The organism is Proluteimonas luteida (genome assembly GCF_021191695.1).
GTDB lineage: Bacteria > Pseudomonadota > Gammaproteobacteria > Xanthomonadales > Xanthomonadaceae > Luteimonas > Luteimonas luteida.
Map to the genome: position 1 here is coordinate 158,238 of NZ_JAIWPT010000002.1, position 24,465 is coordinate 182,702.

Annotated in this window: 32 protein-coding genes; 14 read left to right on the forward strand and 18 right to left on the reverse strand. The window is 71.3% G+C overall.

Translation table 11 applies throughout. The features are described from left to right. Nucleotides 1-64: 64 nt before the first annotated feature. Together groES and LDO26_RS02690 are read right to left on the reverse strand one after the other, a co-directional pair. Nucleotides 65-355, reverse strand: a complete 291-nt coding sequence (gene groES / locus LDO26_RS02685) for a co-chaperone GroES (RefSeq protein WP_232129529.1) — start codon at nt 353-355, stop codon at nt 65-67. Nucleotides 356-697: 342 nt separating this feature from the next. Next, entirely contained in the window at nt 698-1,186 is a 489-nt protein-coding gene (locus LDO26_RS02690) for an acyloxyacyl hydrolase (protein WP_232129530.1), read from the reverse strand. A 163-nt stretch (nt 1,187-1,349) separates the two neighbouring features. Between LDO26_RS02690 and cutA the strand changes: the two genes are divergently transcribed. From cutA to accC, 6 genes are all read left to right on the forward strand, one after another. Next, on the forward strand, nt 1,350-1,676 hold the full coding sequence (cutA, locus tag LDO26_RS02695) for a divalent-cation tolerance protein CutA (protein ID WP_232129531.1): 327 nt from the start codon (nt 1,350-1,352) through the stop codon (nt 1,674-1,676). 153 nt (nt 1,677-1,829) lie between these two features. Continuing rightward, entirely contained in the window at nt 1,830-4,316 is a 2,487-nt protein-coding gene (locus tag LDO26_RS02700; protein WP_232129532.1) for a protein-disulfide reductase DsbD family protein, read from the forward strand. Next, on the forward strand, nt 4,313-4,912 hold the full coding sequence (locus tag LDO26_RS02705) for a TlpA family protein disulfide reductase (protein WP_232129533.1): 600 nt from the start codon (nt 4,313-4,315) through the stop codon (nt 4,910-4,912). Before LDO26_RS02700 ends, LDO26_RS02705 begins: the two co-directional genes overlap by 4 nt. Nucleotides 4,913-5,024: 112 nt before the next feature. After that, nucleotides 5,025-5,477, forward strand: a complete 453-nt coding sequence (gene aroQ / locus LDO26_RS02710) for a type II 3-dehydroquinate dehydratase (protein ID WP_232129534.1) — start codon at nt 5,025-5,027, stop codon at nt 5,475-5,477. A 73-nt stretch (nt 5,478-5,550) separates the two neighbouring features. Then, the gene (gene accB / locus LDO26_RS02715) at nt 5,551-6,030 is read left to right on the forward strand and encodes an acetyl-CoA carboxylase biotin carboxyl carrier protein (RefSeq protein WP_232129535.1); all 480 of its coding nucleotides are present in this window, start codon (nt 5,551-5,553) and stop codon (nt 6,028-6,030) included. A 108-nt stretch (nt 6,031-6,138) separates the two neighbouring features. Further along, entirely contained in the window at nt 6,139-7,506 is a 1,368-nt protein-coding gene (gene accC, locus LDO26_RS02720; RefSeq protein WP_232129536.1) for an acetyl-CoA carboxylase biotin carboxylase subunit, read from the forward strand. A gap of 55 nt (nt 7,507-7,561) precedes the next feature. Here accC and LDO26_RS02725 read toward each other — a convergent pair whose 3' ends face one another. Continuing rightward, nucleotides 7,562-8,089: a hypothetical protein gene (locus LDO26_RS02725; RefSeq protein ID WP_232129537.1), complete on the reverse strand. Its 528-nt coding sequence runs from the start codon at nt 8,087-8,089 to the stop codon at nt 7,562-7,564. Nucleotides 8,090-8,245: 156 nt separating this feature from the next. Here LDO26_RS02725 and LDO26_RS02730 point away from each other — a divergent pair, with 156 nt between their 5' ends. Further along, on the forward strand, nt 8,246-8,437 hold the full coding sequence (locus LDO26_RS02730; RefSeq protein ID WP_232129538.1) for a hypothetical protein: 192 nt from the start codon (nt 8,246-8,248) through the stop codon (nt 8,435-8,437). A 31-nt stretch (nt 8,438-8,468) separates the two neighbouring features. Here LDO26_RS02730 and LDO26_RS02735 read toward each other — a convergent pair whose 3' ends face one another. The 4 genes from LDO26_RS02735 to LDO26_RS02750 all read right to left on the reverse strand — a co-directional run bounded on the left by LDO26_RS02735 (nt 8,469) and on the right by LDO26_RS02750 (nt 11,007). Beyond that, nucleotides 8,469-8,912: a hypothetical protein gene (locus LDO26_RS02735; protein WP_232129539.1), complete on the reverse strand. Its 444-nt coding sequence runs from the start codon at nt 8,910-8,912 to the stop codon at nt 8,469-8,471. Between the two features lie 87 nt (nt 8,913-8,999). Continuing rightward, nucleotides 9,000-9,401 carry a hypothetical protein gene (locus tag LDO26_RS02740; protein WP_232129540.1) on the reverse strand — a complete coding sequence of 134 codons (402 nt, stop codon included), beginning with the start codon at nt 9,399-9,401 and terminating at the stop codon, nt 9,000-9,002. Nucleotides 9,402-9,626: 225 nt separating this feature from the next. Next, a complete protein-coding gene (locus LDO26_RS02745) occupies nt 9,627-10,355 on the reverse strand; it encodes an HAD family hydrolase (protein WP_232129541.1) in 729 nt (242 codons plus the stop codon). A 262-nt stretch (nt 10,356-10,617) separates the two neighbouring features. Then, on the reverse strand, nt 10,618-11,007 hold the full coding sequence (locus LDO26_RS02750) for an EF-hand domain-containing protein (RefSeq protein ID WP_232129542.1): 390 nt from the start codon (nt 11,005-11,007) through the stop codon (nt 10,618-10,620). 376 nt (nt 11,008-11,383) lie between these two features. Between LDO26_RS02750 and LDO26_RS02755 the strand changes: the two genes are divergently transcribed. Continuing rightward, complete coding sequence (locus tag LDO26_RS02755) at nt 11,384-12,580, forward strand: PQQ-dependent sugar dehydrogenase (RefSeq protein ID WP_232129543.1); 1,197 nt, start codon at nt 11,384-11,386, stop codon at nt 12,578-12,580. Nucleotides 12,581-12,879: 299 nt separating this feature from the next. Here LDO26_RS02755 and LDO26_RS02760 read toward each other — a convergent pair whose 3' ends face one another. After that, nucleotides 12,880-13,632, reverse strand: a complete 753-nt coding sequence (locus LDO26_RS02760; protein WP_232129693.1) for a lytic transglycosylase domain-containing protein — start codon at nt 13,630-13,632, stop codon at nt 12,880-12,882. A gap of 154 nt (nt 13,633-13,786) precedes the next feature. Here LDO26_RS02760 and LDO26_RS02765 point away from each other — a divergent pair, with 154 nt between their 5' ends. Beyond that, nucleotides 13,787-14,305 (forward strand): adenine phosphoribosyltransferase, encoded by a 519-nt coding sequence (locus tag LDO26_RS02765; protein ID WP_232129544.1) that lies wholly within the window; start codon nt 13,787-13,789, stop codon nt 14,303-14,305. A gap of 29 nt (nt 14,306-14,334) precedes the next feature. Here LDO26_RS02765 and LDO26_RS02770 read toward each other — a convergent pair whose 3' ends face one another. Further along, the gene (locus LDO26_RS02770; protein ID WP_232129545.1) at nt 14,335-14,790 is read right to left on the reverse strand and encodes a hypothetical protein; all 456 of its coding nucleotides are present in this window, start codon (nt 14,788-14,790) and stop codon (nt 14,335-14,337) included. Between the two features lie 82 nt (nt 14,791-14,872). After that, nucleotides 14,873-15,589, reverse strand: a complete 717-nt coding sequence (locus LDO26_RS02775; protein ID WP_232129546.1) for an SOS response-associated peptidase — start codon at nt 15,587-15,589, stop codon at nt 14,873-14,875. 153 nt (nt 15,590-15,742) lie between these two features. Between LDO26_RS02775 and LDO26_RS02780 the strand changes: the two genes are divergently transcribed. Beyond that, a complete protein-coding gene (locus LDO26_RS02780; protein ID WP_232129547.1) occupies nt 15,743-15,952 on the forward strand; it encodes a hypothetical protein in 210 nt (69 codons plus the stop codon). A 77-nt stretch (nt 15,953-16,029) separates the two neighbouring features. Further along, a complete protein-coding gene (locus tag LDO26_RS02785) occupies nt 16,030-16,578 on the forward strand; it encodes an NADPH-dependent FMN reductase (protein ID WP_232129548.1) in 549 nt (182 codons plus the stop codon). Between the two features lie 51 nt (nt 16,579-16,629). On the opposite strand, the gene LDO26_RS02790 is transcribed toward LDO26_RS02785, so the two are convergent. Further along, the gene (locus tag LDO26_RS02790; RefSeq protein ID WP_232129549.1) at nt 16,630-16,878 is read right to left on the reverse strand and encodes a hypothetical protein; all 249 of its coding nucleotides are present in this window, start codon (nt 16,876-16,878) and stop codon (nt 16,630-16,632) included. 187 nt (nt 16,879-17,065) lie between these two features. Between LDO26_RS02790 and LDO26_RS02795 the strand changes: the two genes are divergently transcribed. Next, a complete protein-coding gene (locus tag LDO26_RS02795; protein WP_232129550.1) occupies nt 17,066-17,563 on the forward strand; it encodes a DUF421 domain-containing protein in 498 nt (165 codons plus the stop codon). Between the two features lie 5 nt (nt 17,564-17,568). Here LDO26_RS02795 and LDO26_RS02800 read toward each other — a convergent pair whose 3' ends face one another. Together LDO26_RS02800 and LDO26_RS02805 are read right to left on the reverse strand one after the other, a co-directional pair. Beyond that, nucleotides 17,569-17,907 carry a thioredoxin family protein gene (locus tag LDO26_RS02800; RefSeq protein ID WP_232129551.1) on the reverse strand — a complete coding sequence of 113 codons (339 nt, stop codon included), beginning with the start codon at nt 17,905-17,907 and terminating at the stop codon, nt 17,569-17,571. A gap of 84 nt (nt 17,908-17,991) precedes the next feature. After that, nucleotides 17,992-18,390, reverse strand: coding sequence for a host attachment family protein (locus LDO26_RS02805; protein ID WP_232129552.1), 399 nt, complete (start codon nt 18,388-18,390; stop codon nt 17,992-17,994). Nucleotides 18,391-18,593: 203 nt separating this feature from the next. On the opposite strand from LDO26_RS02805, the gene LDO26_RS02810 reads away from it, so the two are divergent. After that, a complete protein-coding gene (locus tag LDO26_RS02810) occupies nt 18,594-19,778 on the forward strand; it encodes an acetyltransferase domain-containing protein (protein WP_343226149.1) in 1,185 nt (394 codons plus the stop codon). Nucleotides 19,779-19,793: 15 nt separating this feature from the next. On the opposite strand, the gene LDO26_RS02815 is transcribed toward LDO26_RS02810, so the two are convergent. The 3 genes from LDO26_RS02815 to LDO26_RS02825 form a co-directional block, all read right to left on the reverse strand. After that, nucleotides 19,794-20,345, reverse strand: coding sequence for a hypothetical protein (locus tag LDO26_RS02815; RefSeq protein WP_232129553.1), 552 nt, complete (start codon nt 20,343-20,345; stop codon nt 19,794-19,796). 145 nt (nt 20,346-20,490) lie between these two features. Further along, complete coding sequence (locus tag LDO26_RS02820; protein ID WP_232129554.1) at nt 20,491-21,123, reverse strand: NAD-dependent epimerase/dehydratase family protein; 633 nt, start codon at nt 21,121-21,123, stop codon at nt 20,491-20,493. An 84-nt stretch (nt 21,124-21,207) separates the two neighbouring features. Then, nucleotides 21,208-21,531: a DUF6122 family protein gene (locus tag LDO26_RS02825; RefSeq protein WP_232129555.1), complete on the reverse strand. Its 324-nt coding sequence runs from the start codon at nt 21,529-21,531 to the stop codon at nt 21,208-21,210. A 406-nt stretch (nt 21,532-21,937) separates the two neighbouring features. Here LDO26_RS02825 and LDO26_RS02830 point away from each other — a divergent pair, with 406 nt between their 5' ends. Further along, nucleotides 21,938-22,207 (forward strand): hypothetical protein, encoded by a 270-nt coding sequence (locus LDO26_RS02830; RefSeq protein WP_232129556.1) that lies wholly within the window; start codon nt 21,938-21,940, stop codon nt 22,205-22,207. Nucleotides 22,208-22,370: 163 nt separating this feature from the next. On the opposite strand, the gene LDO26_RS02835 is transcribed toward LDO26_RS02830, so the two are convergent. Then, nucleotides 22,371-22,964 (reverse strand): hypothetical protein, encoded by a 594-nt coding sequence (locus LDO26_RS02835; protein ID WP_232129557.1) that lies wholly within the window; start codon nt 22,962-22,964, stop codon nt 22,371-22,373. Between the two features lie 416 nt (nt 22,965-23,380). Next, a complete protein-coding gene (locus LDO26_RS02840; protein WP_232129558.1) occupies nt 23,381-24,430 on the reverse strand; it encodes a hypothetical protein in 1,050 nt (349 codons plus the stop codon). Between the last annotated feature and the right edge of the window lie 35 nt (nt 24,431-24,465).

Sequence of the window (24,465 nt, forward strand, 5' to 3'; positions counted from 1 at the left end):
GTTGGCGGGCGCCGCCCGCCGGGATCGATCGCGGTGTCGCGCGGACGCGGGTCCGCAGCGGGGATCAGCCGACGATCGCGAGGATGTCGTCTTCCTTGACGATCTTGTATTCGATGCCGTCGGCCTTGTAGCTGCTGCCCGAGTACTGGCCGTAGATGACCTGGTCGCCGACCTTGACCTTCGGTGCGCGGATGCTGCCGTTGTCCAGGGCCTTGCCCTCGCCGACGGCGACGACTTCACCCTTGGTGGGCTTTTCCTTGGCGTTGTCGGGGATCAGGATGCCGCCGGCCGACTTCTCTTCGGCTTCGATCGGCTTGATCACGACGCGGTCGTAAAGCGGCTTCAGATTGCTCATGTCACCCTCTCTAAGTATTTGATTGTGAAGAAAACGGGCGGCGATCTTAGCACTCGCACCAGGAGAGTGCCAGAATCGGACGCACACGCACCCGGGCTTCCGGGACGCGACCAAGATGGGCATGGCCGAACGCTTTACAAGGGGGGCGGGGCCGACTTTTTCAGGTTCTTCGCCGATTCCCGGGTGGCTTCGATCGCGGGGTCGGGCGACGCCACCGACGCCGGGACTTTTCGCGAATCCGCAACGCCGCGCACGTCGGCCGCGTGGGGCCGACCTACGATGATTGACCGGATACCCGGCCGAAAGCCGCCTGCGCGGCGGTTGCGCGCGCCGCGATGCCGGTCAGCGGAAACGCCAGGTCGCCAGCAGCATGGTCTCGCCGTCGTTGGGCTGCTTGATGCTGGCATTGGAGATGTGGCGGGCCAGCAGCGAGAAGCGGTCCCAGCGCCAGCCGAGGGTGCTGACGAACTGGGGATTGCCCGACAACGCATCGGTCTTGCCGAACTGCGCGCCGACGCCGAAGCCGGCGGTGAAGCCGTTGTCGCGCTCGTAGCGCAGGCCCCCATGCAGCACGCCGGCATCCTCGGCGAGGTCGAAGCGGGTGTTGTCGCGGCCACGCACGTAGACCCCGCCCACTTCCCAGCGCAGCACGCCGTGCTCGGTGCGTCGCCATTCGGGCAGCCAGGCCAGGGTGGCGACGAAGGTGGTGGTGTTCTCGCGCGTCGCCGAAGCGCCGGCACCGATATCGACCACGTTCTGGGCGAGGGCAGGCAGGGGGGCGGAGATGGCAAGTGCGGCGCATAGCGCCAGACGGACGGCAGGGATCGGCATTGGAGACAGGGGTCAGAACGATCCAGTAAGTATACCGGCCGGTTCAATAATGGACAGGCCAGCGAACGACACAGGACCGGAACGCACCTTTCGCCGCACGCAGGCTGCCTGCGGCGATGTCCACGCGCTGTCGAGAAGCCCCGACTCCGGGTACCGTGGCGCCATGCCCGTGCTCGTCTGCTTCAGCGCCTGTCCCGACCTGGCCACCGCGTCGCGCATCGCCGAGGCGCTGGTCGAGGCGCGGCTCGCCGCCTGCGTCAACGTGCTGCCGGCGGTGCGCTCGACCTACCGCTGGGAAGGCCGGGTGACCAGCGACGACGAGGTCCTGGTGATCGCAAAGACCACGACGGAACGGATCGACGCGCTGACGCTACGGCTGCGGGAACTGCATCCCTACACGCTGCCCGAGATCGTCGCCCTGCCGGTCGCCGGCGGCCTGCCGGCGTATCTGGACTGGGTGGTGGCGGAAACCGGCCCCGCACCGGACTGAGAACCTGTTCACGCCCCCCCGGAACGGCCCACGCGGCAAGGCGCGCCGGACGACGGTCCCGCGACGGCGCTCGATCTGCCCGCGCCTGAGCTGCACCCGAACCACGTGCGGCGGCGCTCGGCATGGGCCGCGACGGCCTGCGATACTGCCGCGATGATCCTGCACGCCCCCGCCGGCCCGGCCGCCCGCACCTTTCGATCGCCATCGCCTGCCCTGCCAGCCTGCCGGACCGGGTCCCGTGCCGGCGGCGCGGGCGCGTGGTGGCGTCGTCTCGCGGCCGTCGCACTGCTGCTGTGCCCGGTACTGCCGGCGCTGGCGATCGGGTTCGACGACGTGCTGCCGGTGGACGAGGCGCTGGCGCTGTCGGCGACGGCCACCAGCCGCGACCGCATCGAGATCCGCTGGAAGATCGCCGACGGCTACTACCTCTACCGGCACCGCACCGCCGTCCGGGTGACCGGCGGCGGGTTCGACGCCGGTACGCTGCAACTGCCCGATGGCCGCCGGCATGTCGACGAATTCTTCGGCGAAGTCGAGACCTGGCGCGGCCGGCTGGTCGCGACCCTGCCCGGGCAGGCCACTGCCGACGCGCGCAGCGTGGCGCTGGAGGTCAAGTACCAGGGCTGCGCCGACGCCGGCATCTGCTATCCGCCGCAGACGCGCACGCTGCAGGTCGCGCTGCCGGACGCCACGGCCGCAGCAGCGCCGGCCGCCGACACCGGCGACGGCGGGTTCGCGGCACTGGGCCGGACCCTGTCCGGCGCCGCGCCGGGTGCGGCGCCGTCGCTCGCCGGCATCGGCAGCGCGCTGCCCGCGGAACAGGCGTTCGCGTTCGAGGCCATCGCCGGCGATGGCGACACTTTGCTGCTGCGCTTCACCCCGGCGCGCGGCTACTACCTCTACCGCGACCGCAACAGCGTGCGCGTCGAGGGCGCCGACGGCATCCGCGCCGGCCGCCCGCGCTGGCCCGCGGGCACCGCGCATCACGACGAGCACTTCGGCGCGGTGACGGTCTATTTCGACCAGGTCGACGTGCCGCTGCCGCTGGTGCGCACCCGTGCCGATGCCGCCGAGGTCACCGTCGTCGCGACCTTCCAGGGCTGCCAGGCCGACGGCATCTGCTACCCGCCGATGACCCGCTCGGTACGCGTCGCGGTGCCCGCCGGCCGGGTGCAGAGCGTGGCCGAAGCGGCCGTGGCGATCGCCGGCGGCGATGCCGGTCCGCCGGCGGCCGGACCGGACCCGACAGCGGACGCAATGGCCGATGACGGTGACGGTTCGGGCGACAGGGCGACGGCCGCCGCGCCCGCTGCCGGGACTGCGGACGCCGCGCCGGCGGACGTCGGCGGGGCGTCCGCAGCCAGCGCGGCCGACGACAATGCCGCACGCACGCGCCCGCCGGCCACGCCGGTCCGCGGCGGCGGCCTGTTCGCCGCGCTCGGCCTGGCCCTGCTCGGCGGCCTGGTCCTCAACCTGATGCCGTGCGTGCTGCCGATCCTGTCGCTGAAGGTGCTGGGCCTGGCGCAGAGCGGCGGCAGCCGCGCCAGCGCGCGCCGGCATGCGCTGTGGTACACGGCCGGCGTGCTGGTCGCATTCGCCGCGATCGGCCTGCTGGTCGTCGCGCTGCGCGCCGCGGGACAGGCGCTGGGCTGGGGTTTCCAGCTGCAGCAGCCGTGGTTCGTCGCGGCGCTGGTCTATCTGATGTTCGCGGTCGGGCTGAGCCTGTCGGGCGTGTTCACGCTCGGCGGCCGGGTCGGCAACCTCGGCCAGTCGCTGGCCGCGCGCAGCGGCCCGGCCGGCGACTTCTTCACCGGCGTGCTGGCCTGCGTGGTCGCCAGCCCCTGCATCGCGCCGTTCATGGGCGGCGCGCTGGCGTTCGCGTTCACTGCGTCGGCGCCGCTGGCGCTGGCGGTGTTCCTGATGCTGGGCCTGGGCCTGGCGCTGCCGTTCCTGCTGATCGGGCTGGTGCCGGCGCTGGCCGACCGGCTGCCGAAACCCGGCGCGTGGATGGAGACGCTGAAGCAGTTGCTGGCGTTCCCGATGTACCTGACCGCGCTGTGGCTGGCCTGGGTGCTGGGCCGGCAACGCGGCGTGGACGCGATGGCGCTGCTGCTCGCCGGGCTGACCGTGTTCGCGCTGGCGCTGTGGTGGTTCGAGCGCCGGCGCTGGACCGGGGCCGCGACCGCACGCGGTCTCGCGCTGGCGCTGGTGGTCGCGGCAACCGTGCTGCCGATCGTCGGCGTGACCCGGCTGGCGCCCGCGGCAACGGCCCCTGCCACCGCCGACGCATCGCACGTCGCCTACTCCGCCGAACGCCTGCAGGCGCTGCGCGATGCCGGCACGCCGGTCTTCGTCAACATGACCGCCGACTGGTGCGTGACCTGCAAGGCCAACGAACGCCGGGTGCTGTCGCAGGCGCCGTTCCGCGAAGCGCTGGCTGCGGCGGGTGCGGCCTACATGGTCGGCGACTGGACCAATGTCGACCCGGAGATCGGCGCGTTCCTCGACGCGCACGGCGCGGTCGGCGTGCCGCTGTACGTGGTGTATCCGGCCGGTGGTGGCGACGGGGTGGTGCTGCCGCCGCTGCTCGGCGATGCGGTCGTGGTCGAGGCCCTGCGCGCGGCGACCGCCGCGCCATGAAGTTCGGCCCGCTGACCGTCGTCGTCGTCGCACTGCTGGCCGGCGCGCTGGGCGTGTTCATCAGCCTGTTCGTCGGCGGCCCCGGGCCATTGCTGGGCACCGAGGTCGGCCAGCGGCTGTACAACGACGCGATCACCGCCGCCGCCCCGGCGCCGCCCGACGGCGTGGCCGTCGCACGCCGCGGCGGCCGGGTGCCGGCGATGACCGTCGCCGCGCTGGACGGTCCGCCGGTGCAGCTTCCGGACGACTACGCGGGCCGGCCGGTGCTGATCAACCTGTGGGCCAGCTGGTGCGGCCCCTGCATCGAGGAAATGCCCGAACTCGACCGCTTCGCCCGCGAACAGGGCGACAACGGCGTGCAGGTGATCGGCATCGCGCTCGACGACACCGACGCGGTGCGCGCCTTCCTCGACAGGATCCCGGTCGGCTACCGCATCGCCATCGACGCCCCCGGCAGTGCCGACGCCGGCGTGCGCCTGGGCAATCCGCGCGGCATCCTGCCGTATACCGTGCTGGTCTCGGCCGACGGGCGCCTGCTGAAGCAGCGGATCGGCCCGTTCGCGCATGGCGAGATCGACGCCTGGGCCGCCGACTAGCCGCGCCGCGCGGAGAAACTCAAACGCCCGTTTAAAATCGGCAAACGTCTGCGAACTGGACAGCATCGGAGACATCCCGCAGACTTCGCGCACTTTCCGCTGCGTGCACGCGATGTCCCGGATCCTCGTCCTCCACGGCCCCAACCTCAACCTGCTCGGCAGCCGCGAGCCGGCGGTCTACGGGCACGCGACGCTGGCCGACATCGACGTGATCCTGCAGGACGCGGCCAGCGCCGCCGGCGTCGCGCTCGAGAGCCTGCAGTCGAACGCCGAGCACGTGCTGGTCGACCGCATCCAGGCCGCGCAGGGCGACGGCACCGCCGTGATCCTGATCAATCCCGCTGCGTTCACCCATACCAGCGTGGCGATCCGCGACGCGCTGGCGGCGGTCGCGATCCCGTTCATCGAGATCCACCTGTCCAACCCGCATGCCCGCGAGCCGTTCCGCCACACCAGCTACGTCAGCGACCTGGCGGCCGGCGTGATCTGCGGCTTCGGCGCCGACAGCTACCGCTACGCGCTGGACGCCGCGCTCGCCCTCCTGCGCCGGGACGCCGGCGCCTGAGCGCCGCCGGCACCGGCCGCCCCCGCATCTTCCGTTCTTTCGCGCACCGCGCGACCCAACCGAGAGGCCCAGCATGGACCTGAGAAAGATCAAGAAGCTCATCGACCTGCTCGAGGAGTCGAACCTGACCGAGATCGAGATCAAGGAGGGCGAGGAGTCGGTCCGCCTGTCGCGCTCGCAGAACCACGGCGCCCCGGTCGCCTACGCGCCGGCACCCGCCGCCGCGCCGCGCGCCGCCGAGCCGGTGATGCCGATGAATTCCCCGGTCGAGGCCGCCACCGGCGGCACGCCGAAGGCCGCCGGCGACGAACTGCCGCCCGGCCAGGTCACCAAATCCCCGATGGTCGGCACGTTCTATGCCTCGCCGGCACCGGACAAGCCGCCGTTCGTCACCGTCGGCCAGCAGGTCAAGGCCGGCGACACGCTGGGCATCATCGAGGCGATGAAGATGTTCAACCCGATCGAGGCCGACACCGCCGGCACCGTCGTCGCCGTGCTGTGCGAAAGCGGCCAGCCGGTCGAGTTCGACCAGCCGCTGTTCGTGATCGGCTAAGCCCGGAGGCCAGGGACCGGAGGCCAGGGGTCAGGGAAGAAGCGGGAGAGTCCCGCATTCCCCGGTCTCTGCCCTCTGGTCCCTGGCCCCTCAGGAAGGAAATTTCCCATGCTTGAAAAAGTCGTCATCGCCAATCGCGGTGAGATCGCGCTGCGCATCCTGCGCGCGTGTCACACCCTGGGCATCCGCACGGTCGCGGTGCATTCCACCGTCGACCGCAACCTCAAGCACGTGGCGATGGCCGACGAGTCGGTGTGCATCGGCCCGCCGCCGTCGAACCGCAGCTACCTCGACATGCCGGCGATCATCGCCGCTGCCGAGGTCACCGACGCGCAGGCGATCCACCCCGGCTACGGCTTCCTCAGCGAGAACGCCGACTTCGCCGAGCGCGTCGAGCAGTCCGGCTTCATCTTCATCGGCCCGAAGGCCGAGACCATCCGCCTGATGGGCGACAAGGTCGAGGCGATCCGGGCGATGAAGGACGCCGGCGTGCCCTGCGTGCCCGGCTCCGGCGGCCCGCTCGGCGACGACGCGGCGACCAACGTCCGCATCGCGCGCGAGATCGGCTACCCGGTCATCGTCAAGGCCGCGGGCGGCGGCGGCGGCCGCGGCATGCGCGTGGTCCATACCGAGGCCGCGCTGGTCAACGCGATCGCCACGACCAAGCAGGAAGCCAAGGCCGCGTTCGGCAACGACATGGTCTACATGGAGAAGTTCCTCGAGAACCCGCGCCACGTCGAGATCCAGGTGCTGGCCGACGGCCAGGGCAACGCGATCCACCTGGGCGAGCGCGACTGCTCGATGCAGCGCCGCCACCAGAAGGTCGTCGAGGAAGCGCCGGCGCCGGGCATCAGCGAGGTCGAGCGCGCGGCGATCGGCAAGGTCTGCGTCGACGCCTGCATCCGCATCGGCTACCGCGGCGCCGGCACGTTCGAGTTCCTGTACGAGAACGGCCGTTTCTACTTCATCGAGATGAACACCCGCATCCAGGTCGAGCACCCGGTCACCGAGATGGTCACCGGCATCGATCTGGTGCGCGAACAGCTGATGATCGCCTCGGGCCACAAGCTGTCGATCCGGCAGCAGGACGTGGTGCTGCGCGGCCACGCGATCGAGTGCCGCATCAATGCCGAGGACCCGGAGAGCTTCCTGCCCTCGCCCGGCACGATCCAGCATTTCCACGCGCCCGGCGGTCCCGGCGTGCGCGTGGACTCGCACGTGTACGAGGGCTACACGGTGCCGCCGAACTACGACTCGATGATCGGCAAGCTGATCGTGCACGGCCCGGACCGCGAGACCGCGATCTGCCGCATGCGCGTGGCGCTGTCGGAGATGGTCGTCGACGGCATCCGCACCAACATCCCGCTGCAGCAGCGGATCATGCGCGACCAAGGCTTCCACGCCGGCGGCCAGAACATCCACTACCTGGAAAAGCGCCTGGCCGAACGCAAGAACAAGACCCTGGCCATCGGCTGACGGCCCGCGGCGGCTACGCGGTGCCGGCCTGGACGGCCGGCGTGGCAGTGGCGCTTCAGCCGCCGCCGCGCTCCGGCAGGGCCCGGCGCAGCTGCGCATCGAGCGTGATCGGCCGCGCCCAGCGGTCGTAGCTCGCGACCACGCCCTGACGGACCCGGCGCAGCGGCGCCGAGCCCGCCCCGGCATCCAGTCGCGCCAGCGCCTCGTCCCAGCCCCCGGCCGCATCGCGGCGCCGCTCGGTGGCGACCTCGCGGCACGCACGGCCCAGCGCCAGCGCGGTGGCGCAGGCGAGATAGACGTCGGCCGGCTGCCAGCGCTGCTCGACCAGCAGTTCCTCGACCAGCGCCCGCGGCGCGCCCTGGTAACGGACGATCTCGTCGACGAAGGCATCGTGGTGGCGCGCGGCATAGCGGTTCATGTCGGCCAGCCAGGTATCGAGCCAGTCGTCACCGGTACGCGGTGCCCACACGGCGTCCGCCGGCACCTCCGCGATCTGCGGCGCGGCGTCGCCGGCGTCCTGGGCACGCACGGCCGGCGACGCCAGCATGGCGATCGACACGACGATGGCGGCGGATTTCGACATGCGGCTGTCCTCGGGACTCGGCGGCGGGGTTCACGACAACGCTCACGGCAACGCGCTGCGGCAACGCCCCATGACGATGCGCGCGACACCTCGACATCGCCGTCGCGCGCGGCAGGCGACGATAGCCTACCGCGCCGCACCCAAGGGAGACGTGCCATGGCCAGCACCGGTACGCCACGCAAACCCCGTCGCCTGCTCCGCTGGGCGATCGCACTGGCGATTGCCGCGGTTCTCCTGGCCGCCTATGCGGTCACCCTCGACCGCGTCGCCACGCGCATCGGACTGGATGCCGAGAACACGCTGCAGGCCACGCCGCGCGACCGGGACACGCATCACCGCAGCGACTGAGGCCGGGAACGCCACGGCCGTCGGCGCGTATTCAGCGCGGCGAGATCACAAGACTGCCGGGACGTCCGCCGCCGGCCCACCAGTCGCCGGTTCCGGTCACGGTCAGCGTGACGCCGCCCTTGCGCATCAGCAGGTTCGGCCCGCTGTCGCCGCGTGCCACTGAATAACCGCCGAGCACATCGCGCGGATCGGTCACGCCGGTGAAACTGCCGGCGCCGGCGCGTACCCGCGGCGTGCCGGCGTCGCCGCGCACCACGCCCTTGATGCTGACCCGCACCCGCAGTTCGCTGCCGTCGGCGCAGCGCACATGGCCTAGGCCATGGGCGGCCTGCCGGTGCGGCGACCAGTCGTCGGCGGCGAAGGTGAGCTCGCAGGCGATCGGATCGGCGGCCAGCACATCCGTGGCGGCACCGGCCGCGATGCCGCAGGCAAGCAGTGCGATGGCGGCACGGGAACGTGGAAGCGGCGCGGACATGGCGCCACGCTAGCAGAAAAGCGCGACGGGCTCCGCGGGCTGCCGGCACCGGACGCCGGCAAGCGCACGGAGCGCGGCGCACCGCGATCAGCGCCGCCAGTCGCGGCGGTTCGAACGGTCCTGGCGCGGGTCGTAGTACTGCACCGTGCAGCGGCCCCTGCGGTCGCAGCTGGTCTTGCCGCGGGCGGCATGGCCGCTGGCGTAACGCGGCGGTGCGGGCCGGTAGTGGACGTTCTGGTACCGCGGCACGGTGCGGTAGTAGACCGGGCGGCCGTAGCGGTCGCGCGACACGATCAGGCGGTCGTTGCGCCCGTAGTTGCCGTGGCGGTAGTAGGCCGCATCGTCGCGCAGCACCACGTCGGCGATGTCGACGATCACCCGCACCAGATCGTCGTTGGCGCGCGCGGGCGCGGGAATGGCCAGCATCGCCGCCAGCCCGGTCGCGAGCGCGGCGGGCAGCAGCCATCGGGGAAGGGTCGTGGTCGTCATCGCGGATCTCCGTCGCAGGGCCGGCGCCACCGCAGCGCCGTCCCCCGAACATGGCCTGACACGGATGAATCGACCTGCAATTTTCCGCGGCATGAAGCTGCGATCAACGCCGCGTAAAGTCGACGTTCAAGCACGGCCCGCCTGCGATGCGGTGTAAGCGGTTCCACTTGCGAGACGCCGATTGCCCGCGCACGCGGCCAATTCCGGCCATGCGCGGCGGCGGCGTCAGGCGCTGCGCGCGAGACCGGCGAGCGCCTCCACGGCATCCGGCAACTCGCCAGGCGACGCGACCTGGCGCATGCGCTCGGCGCCGTCGACGATGTCGGCGTGCCGCTCGTGCGCCCAGGTGACGTGATAGGGGATGTGCACGCCCCAACCGCCGAGCGCGAGCACCGGCGCGATGTCGGAGCGCAGCGAATTGCCGATCATCAGGAACTGGCCCGGGTCCGCGTCGAACTCCGACAGCACCCGCGCATAGGTCGGCGGATCCTTCTCGCTGACGATCTCGATCCGCCCGAACAGGTCGGACAGCCCCGAATCGCGCACCTTCGCCTCCTGGTGGAACAGGTCGCCCTTGGTGATCAGCACCACCTCGAAGCGCGCGGCGATTGCCTCGACCGCGTCGCGGATGCCCGGCAGCACCTCGACCGGATGGCGCAGCAGCGACTTGGCCATGCCGACGATCCTGTGCAGGTCGGCCGCGCTGATGCGCGCATCGGTGACCTGCGTCGCCGCTTCGATCATCGACAGCGCCATGCCCTTGACGCCGTAGCCGAACACCGCGATGTTGGCCGACTCGACCGCATACAGCGCCTCGGCCACGCGTCCGTCGGCAAGATCGACATAACGGCCGACGATGCGCTCGAACTCCAGTTGCGCCTCGTCGAAGAAATCCTGGCTGCGCCAGAGGGTGTCGTCGGCATCGAAGCCGACCAGTCGGATACCGTCGCTCATCGCGCAATTATGCGGGTTCCGCGTTGCGGGATCGCGGCAGCGGCGGACGGGCGCAGCCGCACCCGTCGGCAGCGATGATCCGAAGGGTGGCCGCCATGGATGGCAGGCCACAAAAAACCGTCTGGAACGGTTTTTGACATCGCACCAGCGATGGCCCGGCGGGTGGCTGCCATGGATGGCGAGCCACAAAAAAGGGCGACCCGGAGGTCGCCCTTGTGCAGCCCGGATGCCGACGGCCAGGCGCCGTCAGCGCGGCGACTGCTTACGCATCGTCGTCCACGGCGCCGTTGGCGCGCGCAACGTAGGCCTGGTATTCCTCGGGGGTGACGAAGCCATCGCTGTCGGCGTCGACATCGTCAAACACCTGTGCCAGCGCCGGCAGGCCTGCGGCCTCGTCGCGGCTGAGCTTGCCGTCGCTGTCGACGTCCAGGTCGGCCCAGGTGACCTGTCCCTGCTCGGCCTGCGGCTGCGCCTGCGCAGTCGCGTCGTCCGCATAGGTGTCCTGCGCGGTCGGCTCGGCCTGGGTCGTCGCTTCACCCGAGTAGGTCGGGTCGGTCTGGGGGACCGAGGCGTCCTGCGCAAATGCCAGCGGTGTCGCCATGGCGAAACCCAGGGCCATCATCGCGACCAGCGGCTTGCGTGCATTCTTCATGAGTTCTGTTCTCCAAGAGTGAATTGACGCGCGGCTGTTGTTTCATCCTCGTCTGTGGATTCCGCACGGGGCCTACCTTGCACGGGCCAGAATGAACCGCCACGGGCGCGGGAAATCCGCGATTACGAACGCTTAACCACAACGGGGCATGTTGCGGTTAGCCAGTTGTTTGCTGCATGTGATGGCGAAGCCGCGAAGCGCGTCATGACGCGCAGGAACGGACACCGGCGAGACGGGATGCGCGGGTGGCGGTGGCTGCGTGCAAACTGAATCGAACACAACGTTTACATGCGCGTTTCCCGATGCCGCTGCACCGGTCCTGCGACCGCCCTGTGCAACACTTGGGGTTTTCCCCGATTGCACACTGGAGAACCGCATGCGCCGCAACGTCCCGACCCTCACCTCGCTCGCCGCATCGCTGTTGCTGCTGTCCGCCTGCAACGGCAATGCATCGCCGTCCGCGGACGCCGATCCGGCAACGGCAACGCAAGAGGAGACCGCGCCCGCGGCCGATCCCGCGGACGACGCACAGGCGGCACTGCCGTTCGCCAGCGAAGCCGTCGCCAGCTTCGACGAGCCATGGGCGCTGGGTTTCCTGCCCGATGGCCGGCTGCTGGTCACCGAGAAGCCGGGCACCCTGCAGCTGGTCACGTTGCCGGGCGGCGCGAAGCAGGAGATCGCCGGCGTGCCCGCAGTCGGCTATGGCGGCCAGGGCGGCTTCGGCGACATCACGCCGCACCCGCAGTTCGCCGACAACGACCTGGTCTACCTGAGCTACGCCGAAGACGGCGACGGCGGCCGCGGCGCGGCGGTCGCGCGGGCGCGCCTGGCCTTCGACGCCGACGGCGCCGGCACGCTGCAGGACCTGGAGGTGATCTGGCGACAGGTGCCCAAGGTCAGCGGCAATGGCCACTACGCGCACCGCATCGCCTTCGACGAGGCCGGCAAGCTGTGGATCGCCTCGGGCGACCGGCAGAAGTTCGACCCCGCGCAGGACATGCAGTCCAACCTCGGCAAGATCCTGCGCCTGAACGACGACGGCAGCGTGCCGGACGACAATCCCTTCGTCGACCAGGGCGGCGTGGCCGCGCAGGTCTGGTCGCTGGGCCACCGCAATCCGCTGGGCCTGGCGTTCGACGCGCAGGGCCGGCCGTGGGACGTCGAGATGGGGCCGGCCGGCGGCGACGAACTCAACCTCGTGGTACGCGGCGAGAACTACGGCTATCCGCTGGTCTCCAACGGCAACCACTACGACGGCCGGCCGATTCCCGATCACGACACCCGCCCCGAGTTCAAGGCACCCGCGATCACCTGGACGCCGGTGATCTCGCCGTCGAGCCTGATGTTCTACTCCGGCACGCTGTTCCCCGAATGGACCGGCAACGCCTTCATCGGCGGCCTGTCGGGACAGACGCTGGTGCGCGTGGAGATCGATGGAGACAACGCGCGCGAGGCCGAGCGCTTCCCGATGGGCGCGCGCATCCGCGACGTCGCCCAGGGACCGGACGGCGCGCTGTGGGTCATCGAGGACGGCAAGGACGGCCGCCTGCTGAAGCTGACGCCGCGGGGCTGAGCCGCATCGCCGCGCAGCACCCGGCTGCGCGGCCCTTCTCCGACGCCGCCGCACGCCGCAACGCGTGCGCGCCGATCCTGTGCAGGTCGGCCCCACGCGGCCGACGTGCGTGGTGCCATGGGTTTGCGAGGCGTCATGGGACCGCCTGACGACGGGCGTCCCGGCGTCGGGGGCGTTGCCCCGACCTACGATCGGGGGATCCCGGGAATCGGGGAAGACGCTTCGTTCGCGCCTGCATGCCCATCGCAGGTCGGCACAGGTCACCCGCCGTGTTCGCAACGACAGGGATCCGAGCCCGGCTACTGCGCCGGACGCTCGATCGGACGTCCCAGTGCCGCGCGGTAGCGCACATACAACGTCTGCACCTTGTCGATGTAGTCGCGCGTCTCGCGGTATGGCGGCACCCCGTCGTAGCGCGCCACGGTACCGATGCCGGCGTTGTAGGCGGCCAGCGCCAGCGTGCGGTCGCCGTCGTAGCGACGCAGCAGCGCACGCAGATGCCGCGCGCCGGCGGAGATCGACTGCTGCGCCGACAGCGGATCGGTGACGCCGTAGTCGGCGATGACCTCGGGCATCAGCTGCATCACCCCGATGGCACCCCGCGACGACAGTGCGGCTGCGTCGAGGTCGCTCTCGACGTGGGCGATCGCGCGCAGCCAGGCCTCGTCGAGGCCGTTCGCCTCCGCCGCGGCGCGGAAGAGGGCCGCGTGCGGCTCCAGCCGCGGCGCGCCGACCCGGCCAAGCCCCGCGTGCGCCTGCTCGCCGGGCGGCGTCTCCACGGTGAAACGCAGGTAGACCCGCGCGCCGGGCAGGCGCCGGGTGCCGTAGACCAGCACGCCGTCCTGCTCGCGCTCGTACAGGGTGCCGCTGAAGACGCCCATCTCGCCCCACAGGTTCGGCGTCTGCACGGCGTTGTCGTCGATCTCGCGCGCCTCGCACTTCGAGCCCGGCTCGGGTGCGGTCGACAGGCTGACGGTACCGTCCTGCACGCAGCGCCACACCGTGCGCGCCCGGGCCGGCGCGGTCGCGACCAGTGCCGCCGCCAGCGCCATCGCCGCGACGGCCCTGCCTGTCCCGCACCCATGCCATGCCGCCGCCATGCCTCGACTCCCGATCGGATCGGACATGGCATACGCCGGATGCGGTGACGTTTGTGCATCGACGGCGCGCGGGCGATGATCGTCGGCCCTTCGAAGCAGCCCCGACATGACCGACTGGCCGTCGCTGATCCGCGACATTCCCGACTTCCCCAAACCCGGCATCGTGTTCAAGGACATCACCCCGGTGCTGGCCGATGCCGACGGCTTCGCCGCCGCGATCGCGACGATGGCGGCACCGTGGCACGCGGCACCGCCGGCGGCGTTCGTCGGCATCGAGGCGCGCGGCTTCATCTTCGCCGCGGCGCTGGCGCAGGCGCTGCATACCGGGTTCGTACCGGTGCGCAAGCCCGGCAAGCTGCCGGCGCGCACGCAGGTGCACGACTACGCGCTCGAGTACGGCAGCGACCGGCTGGAGATCCATGCCGATGCACTGCCGGCAGGCGCGCGCGTGGTGCTGGTGGACGATGTGCTGGCCACCGGCGGCACCCTGCGCGCGGCGCTGGCGCTGTGCCGGCGGATCGGCTGCGACGTCGTCGGCGCATCGGTGCTGGTGGAGCTGCAGGCGCTCGACGGGCGTGCCGCATGGGGCGCGGACGTGCCGCTGCACGCGGCCCTGCGCGGCTGACCCATGCGCATGAGGCGCCGCGGCGCCGCTCAGGGCGTGGCCGGCGGCGCCTGCAGTTCGGCCGCGCGCTGCGCCGCTTCCTCGAGCAGCGCCTGGAAGCTGATCCCGCCGAGCTGCTGCCCCAGTGCGGCGCACTGGGGGCCGGCCGGCTGCTGCGCGAGCTGTTGGCGCATCTGTGCGGCGACCTGGTCGAACTGGGCATCGAACGTCGCCACGCCGGCGAGGAATTCCGCCTCCGTCGGGCGCGCCTGCAATGCGGCGGCATAGTCCGGGTTGGCCTGCTGGAACCGGGCCATGCCGGCGTCGAGCGCCTGCGCACCCTGCGGGTCGCCGGCGCAGTAGTCGCGGAAGACCTGCAACTGCCGGTCGAACACGTAGGCCCCCATGTAGCGGGTCTGCGCCTCGGTCAACGGGGACTGCGCCAGTGCCGCACCGGCGGCGAAGAGGGCCGGCAGCAACAACGGGATACGCCATGGATCCGACATGCCGGCATCTCCGGAACGCGGCGGGATCGCCGCTGCGGGCACGATACCGCCGAACCCGGCCGGCCGTCGTCACACGGACGCGTCAGTCGTCTTCGTCGTCATCGGGACCGGGCCCCGGATCGGCGCCGTCGTCGATGTCCGCCGGGTCCAACGGTTCGAGCAGGGTGTAGTCGTCGACGTCGCGGCTGCGGATCCTCTTCGACACCGGGTAGGCCTCCAGCGCCGGTTGCGGCATCCGCGACAGGAACCGCAGCGGCGCCGACGGGCCTTGGATCCAGGCGGCGACCTGCACCTCCGGCAGGAATACCGGCCCGTCGGCCACCAGCGGCGCGGGCACCGCCGGATTGGGATGGGTCAACACCGCGAACGACAGCAGTGCAGGAGCTTCCCGCTCCCACTGCTCCCACAGCCCCGCGGCGAACAGCGCGCGGCCGTCGCGGGCCTGCACGAACCACGGATGCGGACGCGCGCCGCTGCGGTCCCATTTGTAGTAGCCGGACATCGGCACCACGCAGCGCCGCGTCTCCCATGGCCGGCGGAAGATGCGGCTGGTGGCGGCCCGCGCGAGTCGCACGGTCACGGTGGTGTACGGCGTCTCCGGCAGCTTCGACCAGTGCGGCACCAGTCCCCAGGCCAGGTCCTCGACCTGCAGTCCTGCACCATGGTCGAGGATCACCGCGGCCGGCTTGCGCACCGCGATGTTGTAGCGCGGCGGTGCGGCCAGCAGCGCCGCGGCCACCGCACCCGGCAATGCGCTGCCGAACGCGCCGTCGGCGAATGCCTGCACGAACCTGCGCACATCGCGTCCTTTCCGTCGGGCCGGACCGCATGATCGGGCGCAAGCCGTGAACCCGCGGTGCGCAACCGGATCGCCCGCCTGCAGTGCGCGTTTCACGCCGGGCGCCGGTGCCGCCGTGCAGGGTGGTCCAACACGTACCCCCGGAGTCCGCCGATGAGCTGCCCCGCCCTGCCCGACACGCCGCCCCCGCCCACGCCGTCGAAGGACGTGCCCGGCACGATCCCGCATCCGATGCACGACCCGGTGCCCGACCGCCCGGTCGACCCGCCGCTGCCGACGCCCGGCGACCCCGAACGCGACCCGCAGCCGCAACGCGATCCCCCGGCGCCGACGCGGCCGCAGGATCCGCCCGTGCCGCGCTGACGGCACCGGCCGCTCACGGCCCGGCCACCCCGGCAATGCTGCAATATCGGGCGACCCCGCCCCAAAGGACCCCCACGATGTCCGCACACCGCATTGCCGTGATCGTCGGCAGCCTCCGCAAGGATTCCTTCAACCGCAGGCTGGCCGACGCGCTGGCGACCCTGGCCCCCGCATCGCTGGCCTTCGAACAGGTCGGGATCGGCGAGCTGCCGCTGTACAACCAGGACGACGACGGTGCGCCGGCCGCGCCGGTCAAGGCGTTCAAGCAGCGCATCGCCGATGCCGACGGCCTGCTGTTCGTCACCCCGGAATACAACCGCTCGATTCCCGGCGTGCTAAAGAACGCGCTCGACCATGGCTCGCGGCCGTATGGCCAGAACGCGTGGGCCGGCAAGCCCGGCGGCGTGGTCGGCGTATCGGTCGGCGCGATCGGCACAGCGCCGGCGCAGCAGCACCTGCGCACGATCCTGGCCTACCTCGATGTCGTCACCCTCGGCCAGCCGGAGGTGTTCCTCAAGGCCGACGGCGTGTTCGACGACGCCGGCGGACTCAACGACCGCAGCCGCAAGTTCCTGCAGACGTGGATGGACCGCTACGCCGCGTGGGTGGCGCAGCACGTCCGCTGACCGGCAGCCGGCTCCGCGGCGTAGCGCCCGGACCGTGCGCCGCGCCCGTGGTCAGGCCGGCACGGAGGTGCCGGCCCGCGGCGCGCGCGCCGGATAGGCATGCTCGGATTCGAGGCATCCGTCGGATCCGCGGATGCACAGCACCCCGCCATGCGCCGCGAACAGCGACTCGATCAGCCCGCCCGACAACGCGGCGGCGCGCGTCTGGAAGCGGGCATGGACATGCGCGCTGGCATCGTCCACCAGTTCCCAGCCGGACGACTGGAGGTTGTAGCGCAGCGTGAAGCGGTCGCACGTCATGAGAGCGTTCCGGGCCGAGAAAGTGGGGACATCGGCATTGCCGACGATGCGGACACCATAGCCGTCGGCCGGTGACGACGACCTGCGCAATCGTTAATGCGATGCGGGCCCGGCTTCACCGCTGGTCCACGGCCCGCGGCGGATAAGGAGTCGCGACGGCCGCCTCCGCGGCCCGCTGCGAGCGCGCATGGACCTGACCGGCAAGCTGTTCGACCTGGCGATGCCCTGGTGGGAATTCGTACTGCGCGCGACCGCGGTCTACGTCGTGGTGCTGGTCCTGGTGCGCATCAGCGGCAAGCGCACGGTCGGCCAGTTCACGCCGTTCGACCTGCTGGTGGTGGTGCTGCTGGGCACCGCGGTGCAGAACTCGCTGATCGGCGAGGACACCTCGCTGCTGGGTGGTCTGATCCTGGCCGCGACGCTGCTGGGCCTGAACTGGCTGGTCGGCGTAATCTCGGCCCGCAGCCGCCGCTTCGACCGCTTCGTCGAGGGCCGGCCGGTGATCCTGGCGCGCCACGGCCATGTCTACCGCGACGAACTGGCGCGGCAGTCGGTCAGCGCCGAGGATTTCGCCATCGCCCGGCGCAGTGCCGGATGCGCGACGGTCGCGGACATCGAGATCGCGGTGCTGGAGACCTCGGGCGAAATCACCGTCGTCAGGAAAGCCGATGACGGCCGGCAGTAGGCCCTTCAGCCGGGAGCGGCGCCGATACCGGCGTCGAGCACGCGCTCGACCTCGTTCGCCGAACGCGGGCGTACGACACGTGCGATCTCCCGGCCGTCGCGCAGCAAGACCAGTGTCGGCCACAGCTTGACCCGGAAGGCGCGGCCCAGCGGCCGCCCCTTGCCGTCCTCGACCTTCAGGTGGGCGACGTCGCCGCGCGACGCCAACGCGGCCCCGATCGCCGGCTGCGCGGCCTGGCAGTGGCCGCACCAGCCGGTGCCGAACTCCAGCAGCAGCAGGCCGCGCGTGGCTTCGACCGCGGGCAGGTCCGGCGCATCGGCCGGATAGTCGCGCACGAACGTCATGTCAGCCCGGCAGCCAGTGCAGCGCGACCCGGCGCCTGGCCGACACGGCGGGCAGGCGACCGCCCGGTGCGCGGCACCGGCAGCTCACGACAGCGCGCGCTGGATCGATTCCAGCGGCAGGTTCGTGTAGTCCTTCGCCAGGTCCCCGACCAGGCGGTCCAGCGTTTCCTTGTGCAGCAGCGGGCGCACGCGGCCCAGGGTCTGCGGGTCGGCCACCAGCACGACATGTTCGTAGCGGTGGTTCAGCGCGCCCTCGTTGAGGCCATGCGCCAGCTGCTTGGCGAACGTCGCCTCGTCGAGCTGCGAAGCGCTCGATTCGGCGGGCATCGAGCCGGCCGGGCCGTCGTCGTCGAGGTTCATGCCTTCGAGCAGCGCTTCCTGCTTCAGGGTCGGCGCACGGGCGTCGCCGACGTTGCTGAACACACGGGCCGACCCCCCGTTGGCGACCACGATCAGGGCACCCTGCGGAATCTTCATCGTCATTGCCTGTTTCTCCACTTCGGACATCGATGCGCCATGGACATGGCGCGCCCCCGACTCTAGGCAGGCGTTCGTGAGGACCGTGCATCGCAGGCGTGTGCCCGGCGTTGACGCTGCCTTGCGCGCCGGGCGACGCGGAGCACGGCGCGACGGCAGTATCCGGGACGGCATGTAATAATCTAACAATTGATCCGACGACGTCCGCCGTGCCCTCCGCGCCCCCTGCGCCCCTCGCGCCACCTGCGGCTCCCGCCAGCCGCCGCCTCGCCTCGATCGACCTGCTCCGCGGCACCGTCATGCTGCTGATGCTGCTCGACCACGTGCGCGAGACCTTCTACCTGCACCACCAGGTCGGCGACCCGATGGATGTGGCCGCCACGTCGCCCGGGCTGTTCCTGTGCCGCCTGCTGGCGCACCTGTGCGCACCGGTGTTCGTGCTGCTGACCGGCATCTCGGCGTGGCTGTACGCCAGCCGCCAGACCGACAGCCGGCGCGCGGCCGCGGCATTCCTGTTCAAGCGCGGCCTGTTCCTCGTAGTGCTGGAGCTGACCGCGGTCAACTTTGCGTGGACGTTCCAGTTCCCGCCGTCGGTGATCTACCTGCAGGTGATCTGGGCGATCGGCCTGAGCATGCTGGCGCTGTCGCTGCTGCTGTGGCTGCCGCGCGGCGTGCTGGCCGCGCTGGGCCTGGCGATCATCCTCGGCCACAACCTGCTCGACGGCATCACCGTTGCGGGCAACGGCGCGGGCCACGTCCTGTGGGCGGTGCTGCACGAGCGCGGCTGGATCGAGATCGGCGATACGCTGCGGTTGCGCACTTCGTATCCGGTGCTGCCGTGGATCGGCGTGATCGCCGTCGGCTACGCGATGGGGCCATGGTTCGGCACGGACGTCGCGGCCGCGACGCGGCATCGCCGCCTGCTGGCTTCGGGCATCGGCGCGCTGGCCGCGTTCGCCCTGCTGCGCTGGATCAACGTCTATGGCGACACGCCATGGCGGCTGCAGGGCGACGCGCTGCACACGTGGATGAGCGTGCTGAACGTGACCAAGTACCCGCCGTCGCTGCTGTTCCTGCTGCTGACCCTGGGCATCGGCCTGTGCCTGCTGCGTCTGTACGAGCGCGCGGACGTCGCGCGCCGCCTGCAACCGCTGGCGGCGATCGGCGCGGCGCCGATGTTCTTCTACCTGCTGCACCTGTACGTGCTGAAGCTGCTGTACGTCGCAGCGGTCGCGCTGTGGGGACACAACCATGGCGCGTACTTCGGGGTCGACGGCATCGCCGCGATGGTGGCGATCTCGGTGGCGCTGGCGGTCGCGCTCTATCCGCCGGTGGCGGCGTTCGCGCGGTTCAAGGCGCGCCGGCGCGATCTCGCCTGGCTGCGCTATCTGTAGGCGGCCGCGACCGCTTCAGCGCCAGGGCCGACGGCCGTCGGTCCAGGATTCACGGCGCGGCGCGCCATGGAAGCCGGGGCCGAAACCGTCCATCGGGCCGAAGCCGGCATCGTAGGGATGGCCGTACATCGCCGGACCATCGAAGTAGTGGCCCAGCGGATAGCCCGGACCGTCGTAGCGCCCGACGCGGATGTTGAGGTTCGCGGTGTTGACGTTGCCGCTGTCGCCGACGCCCTCGCGGCACAGGTTGATCTCGGCGGCGTTCCAGTTGCTGTTGCCGCCGCGCGAGCTGTAGCCGATGCCGGTGGAGACGCTGCCGGTCACCGTCGCTTCGCTGCCGTCGGGCGATGTCGGACAGCCGCCGCGCACGAGCGCCCCGTCCCGCGCGACCGCACGCGACGCCGGCGCCACGTGCCGCGGCCCGGTGTACTCGCCATCGCCGAACGCGCCCGCGCCGGAGAACATCGGCTGGCTGGGCAGGCTGAGATCGACGGCGGGCGGATCCTCCGCCAGCGCGGGCAACGCGCACAGCAGGGCCGGCAACAGGAGCGCGGGAGCGAAGCGCATGCGGAATCCTTCTGGGGCACGCGGCGCGCGTGCGTCTGCGACGCTAGCAGCCGCCGCTTGAATGCGGGCTGGCCCGGCGCTGCAGGCCGGGGAACTCCGGGCGAAGCCGGGCCCGTCGCCTGGCGCACCCGCGCGCCGTGTCCCGTCACACCAGCGCATCGGACGTCACCACCCGGCATCCGGGGCGCGCGTCGACGACCCCGTCGATCAGCGCCTGGGCGATGCGCCCGGCCGGGTTGATACGCAGCCGCCGTGGCAGCACCGGGCCAAGCACGCGCAACGCCACGGTCGCGACCCGCTCGCCGAGCCGGAAACTATCGCGCCGGCCGCCGATCAGTCCGGGCCGGACCAGCAACAGCGAGGCGAAGCCCAGGCCTTCCAGCGCCGTCTCCAGCTCGCCCTTGACCCGGCTGTAGAAGATCCGCGAGCCGGCATCGGCGCCCGCCGCGGAATTGAGCGCATAGATGCGCGCGCCGTGGCGCAGCGCGAGTTGCGCGACCTGCAGCGGATAGTCGAAGTCCACGCGCCGGAACGCCGCCTGCGAGCCGGCGTCGCGGATCGTCGTGCCCAGCGTGCAGATCACCGCGTCGACCGCCCACCAGTCGGCGGCGTCGGGCAGCGCATCGAAATCGACGACCGGGTTGCGCAGTTTCGGATGCGGCGTCGTCAACGGCCGCCGCGTCGGCGCGACCACCGCGTCGATGCGCGGATCGGCCAGCAGCCCGGCCAGCACATGGCGCCCGACCAGCCCCGTCGCGCCGACAAGCAGGACCCGCATCGCGTCTCTCCGGTTGCGCGGCGCCCGTTGCCGCAGCCGGCATCATCGCATCACGGGCGGCATGGCCGCGCCACGCTCGCGAGTTCAGCGCGCGTGGTGCATCCACAGGCAGTCCAGCGCGTCGAGCGCGATGTGCACCAGCAGGCCGATGCCCAGCAGGCGCGTGCGGCGCGGCACGGCCAGCGCCCCGTAGACCAGGATCGCCGGCGTCGTGTGCAGCGGATGGAAACCGATGCTGCAGCGGTCCGGCGCATAGACCGGATCGGCCAGCAGGTGATCGAGATCGATCAGCCAGCCCAGCAGCATCAGTACCCAGGCCCGCGCAAAGCGCTCGCGCCAGAACAGCCAGGCCAGCAATGCCGGCACGGCCGCATGCAGCAGCAGGTGGAGGATCGCGCGTGAACCCATGGGCCGGAGGGAGGATGCGGGGCCGGGCAGCATAGCGTCGACAGCGGCGCGCCCGGCCACCCGCCGCCAGCGCGCCCGGGCGCGGCGCACGCGGGGTCCGGCGGCATCGACATCGCCGGTACGAAACATCACGCCGGATGAATGCATTGAGTGCGTGCACGTTTTTGTGGCCTGCCATCCATGGCGGCCACCCTTCGGGCCATCGCTGACGCGATGTCAAAAACAGTTCCAGACGGTTCTTTCACGTGTCATTGCGTATCGCGTCGCTAGCTTCGAACCATCTCCCGCCCTCCGTTGCCGCCATGCCTGCGATCCCGCCGCCCACCGCCCGACGCCAGCGCACGACTGCAGTCCGCGCATCGCTGCCGCGTGCGCGACAGGCGGCCACCGCGGCGGAGTTGCCGACATGATCTCCGGGCGCGTGTTGTGGCGGACCTTGATGCTGCCGGCCTATACGCTGGCTGCGGGCGTGGTGTTCAGCGCCGCGTTCGCCCGGACCGATGACTCGATGCTGGCCTTTCTCGCGGGTTTCGCCGCCTGGCCGATGATCGTCGCCGGTGTCGTGGCGGCGGTGATGCTGGTCGCGGGCCTCGTGCGGATCGCACGCCTGCGTGCGCGCCGGCTGCGCGATGCGTCGTGCATCGACGCCCAAGGCGCATCCGCGGACGTCGGGTAGACACGCTGCACGGCGCATCCACGCAGCGCAACGCCTGCGGACATCCCGCCTCCGGCGCCCGGGACTGCGGAGCGCCGCGGCGCCGCTGACCGCGAACGACGGTCTGCTGCCGATCCGGACATCCGCGGCGGTCGCGGCAGACGGGCGAATGACGCTCGGCTTTTCAGTCCTGCCAGCCCCACGGCGCCGGGGGCGCCGGCACCGGCCGCGACAGGTCGAAGTCCACCTGGAACCCGCGCGTGGTGCCGACCCGGTTCGCGGCATAGACGAAGCGCGTGCCCGGATGGATCTCGACCAGCCACGCACTGCGCAGGCCACTGCCGGGAATGACCCGGCGCGTGTGGTCGTCGGCCGGAAACATCTGCGCGTCCGCGCTGCCGGCGTTGCTGGTGGTACCGCCGTAGTGCGTCACCGCGTCGGCCGTGCCGTCTTCGTGGCGATGATCGTGGCTGAGCGTGATCGCATCTCCGGTGCGGGTGAACACCCAGGTCCGCGACAGGTCGTCGCCGACGGCCAGCGGCACCCGCACACGCGCCGGGGTGCAGTCGCGCACATGCATCGTCACCGGCTTGTCCCGGAAGGTGTCGTCGCCGTCGGGCGCGCGCACCAGCGTGCCGGCGTAGGCGTGGCCGCACAGTTGCTGCAGGCGCTGCCACCAGGCATCGGTGCCGCCATCGCCGGACGCGTGCGCCGGAGGGCCGAACAGTGCGGCGGCGAACACGAGCGGAACGATGGCGTGGCGTTTAGGGCCTGTCATCCATCGCCGGATGGTCCGCGCCGCGCACGTGCGTGTTCGCGGCAAGGCAGCGCGAGGAAGTGGACGTGCGTCCACGCCCGAGCAATGACGCAACAGCGGGCGCGCACGGGCGCGGCCCCCCGGGTTGGGCCTTGCCCAGCGCGCACTACCCGGCAATGGACGACAGGCCCTTGTGTCTGCCCCCGACATGCGGATCTCCGGTCTGCCCTTGTGACGCAACAGGGTGGATGAGCGGGACGCCGCGCGCCACCCCGCTCCGTTCGGGGATCCGGCGCGGGCATGCCGTCGGACGGCCCGGCGCCGTCGTGGATCGGCCCCATGCGGCCGACGCGCGCGCCGGATTCCCGAGGTGTGCAAGGCCCGCCTGCCTCGCCCGGCCGGAAGTCCGGCGTCGGAGGCGTTGCCCCGCCCTGCGATCAAGTCTCGCCGGCAACGCGCGGCGTCCAGTCGCCATTGCCAAGCACGGCCGCCACCAGATGCGCGAGCGGGTAGCCCAGCGCCTCCGCGGCGCCCTCGCCCGCGTCCTGCCAATGCGCCTGCAACACGAAGGCCTGGAATGCGGCTTCGTCGCGGGCAGCCAGGGCCGTCGTCAGCCGGGCCAGATCGTAGGCCAGCTCGACGCCCTCGCCGGCGCTGTGGAATGCCTCGCCGGACCAGAACGCCTGGATCGTCTCCGCGTTCCACCACGCCGCATGGCGGGCGGCCATCTCCGCCGGACCGTACAGTGCCATGCGCGGATCAGCGAGACGCGGCAGCAGGGTCCGCTCGGTGTTGACCGCGATGCCTTCGTTGAGCCACGGCGGCAGTGGCAGGTGCGAGAGCAGCGCATGCGTCAGTTCGTGCACCACGACCGCTTCCAGCTCGTCGAGCGCATCGTGCCAGCTGGCGAAGTGTCCGTAGCCGTTGTCGATGAACACCCCGCTCGACATCGCGTGCTCGCCGCCATCGTCATGGTAGTGCGACAGGTAGTCGTAGTAGTCGTCCTGGGACGAGAAGAGCAGCACCACGAATGGACCGAAACCGGAATCCGACGCGAGCGGTCCAAGCCCGCCGCGGATCGCGCGCAGTGCCTGTTCGCACGACCTGAGCAGCAGCCCCGCCTCGCGCTCGCGCTGCGCGGACAACAGCAGGAAGTGCTTGCTGCCGCGCTGCGCATACGCCTGCGGCAAGGCTTCACCCAGCGCATCGAGCCATCCGCCCGCAGCCGCGGCCCAGTACGCATGGCGTTGCGCGTCGTCGCACGCTGGCGCCTCGGCAGCCGCGATGGCCTGCCAGTCCGGGATCGGCAGCCGTGTGCCGGGGATCCAGTGCATCTGGATCGTCGTGCGTACAGGTGCCGGGTCGCGCGCAGGCGGCGGCGTGGCAGGCGGTTTCCGGAAAAGCCACTTCAGCAAACTGTCCATCCCTGGCGTTGGCGCGGTGCGTTCGTCGATGCGGGTACGGGGCCGGGGGGCGCCGTTGCGCAACCCCCCGGCCCCGCGGGCAGTGCGTCCTCACCCCG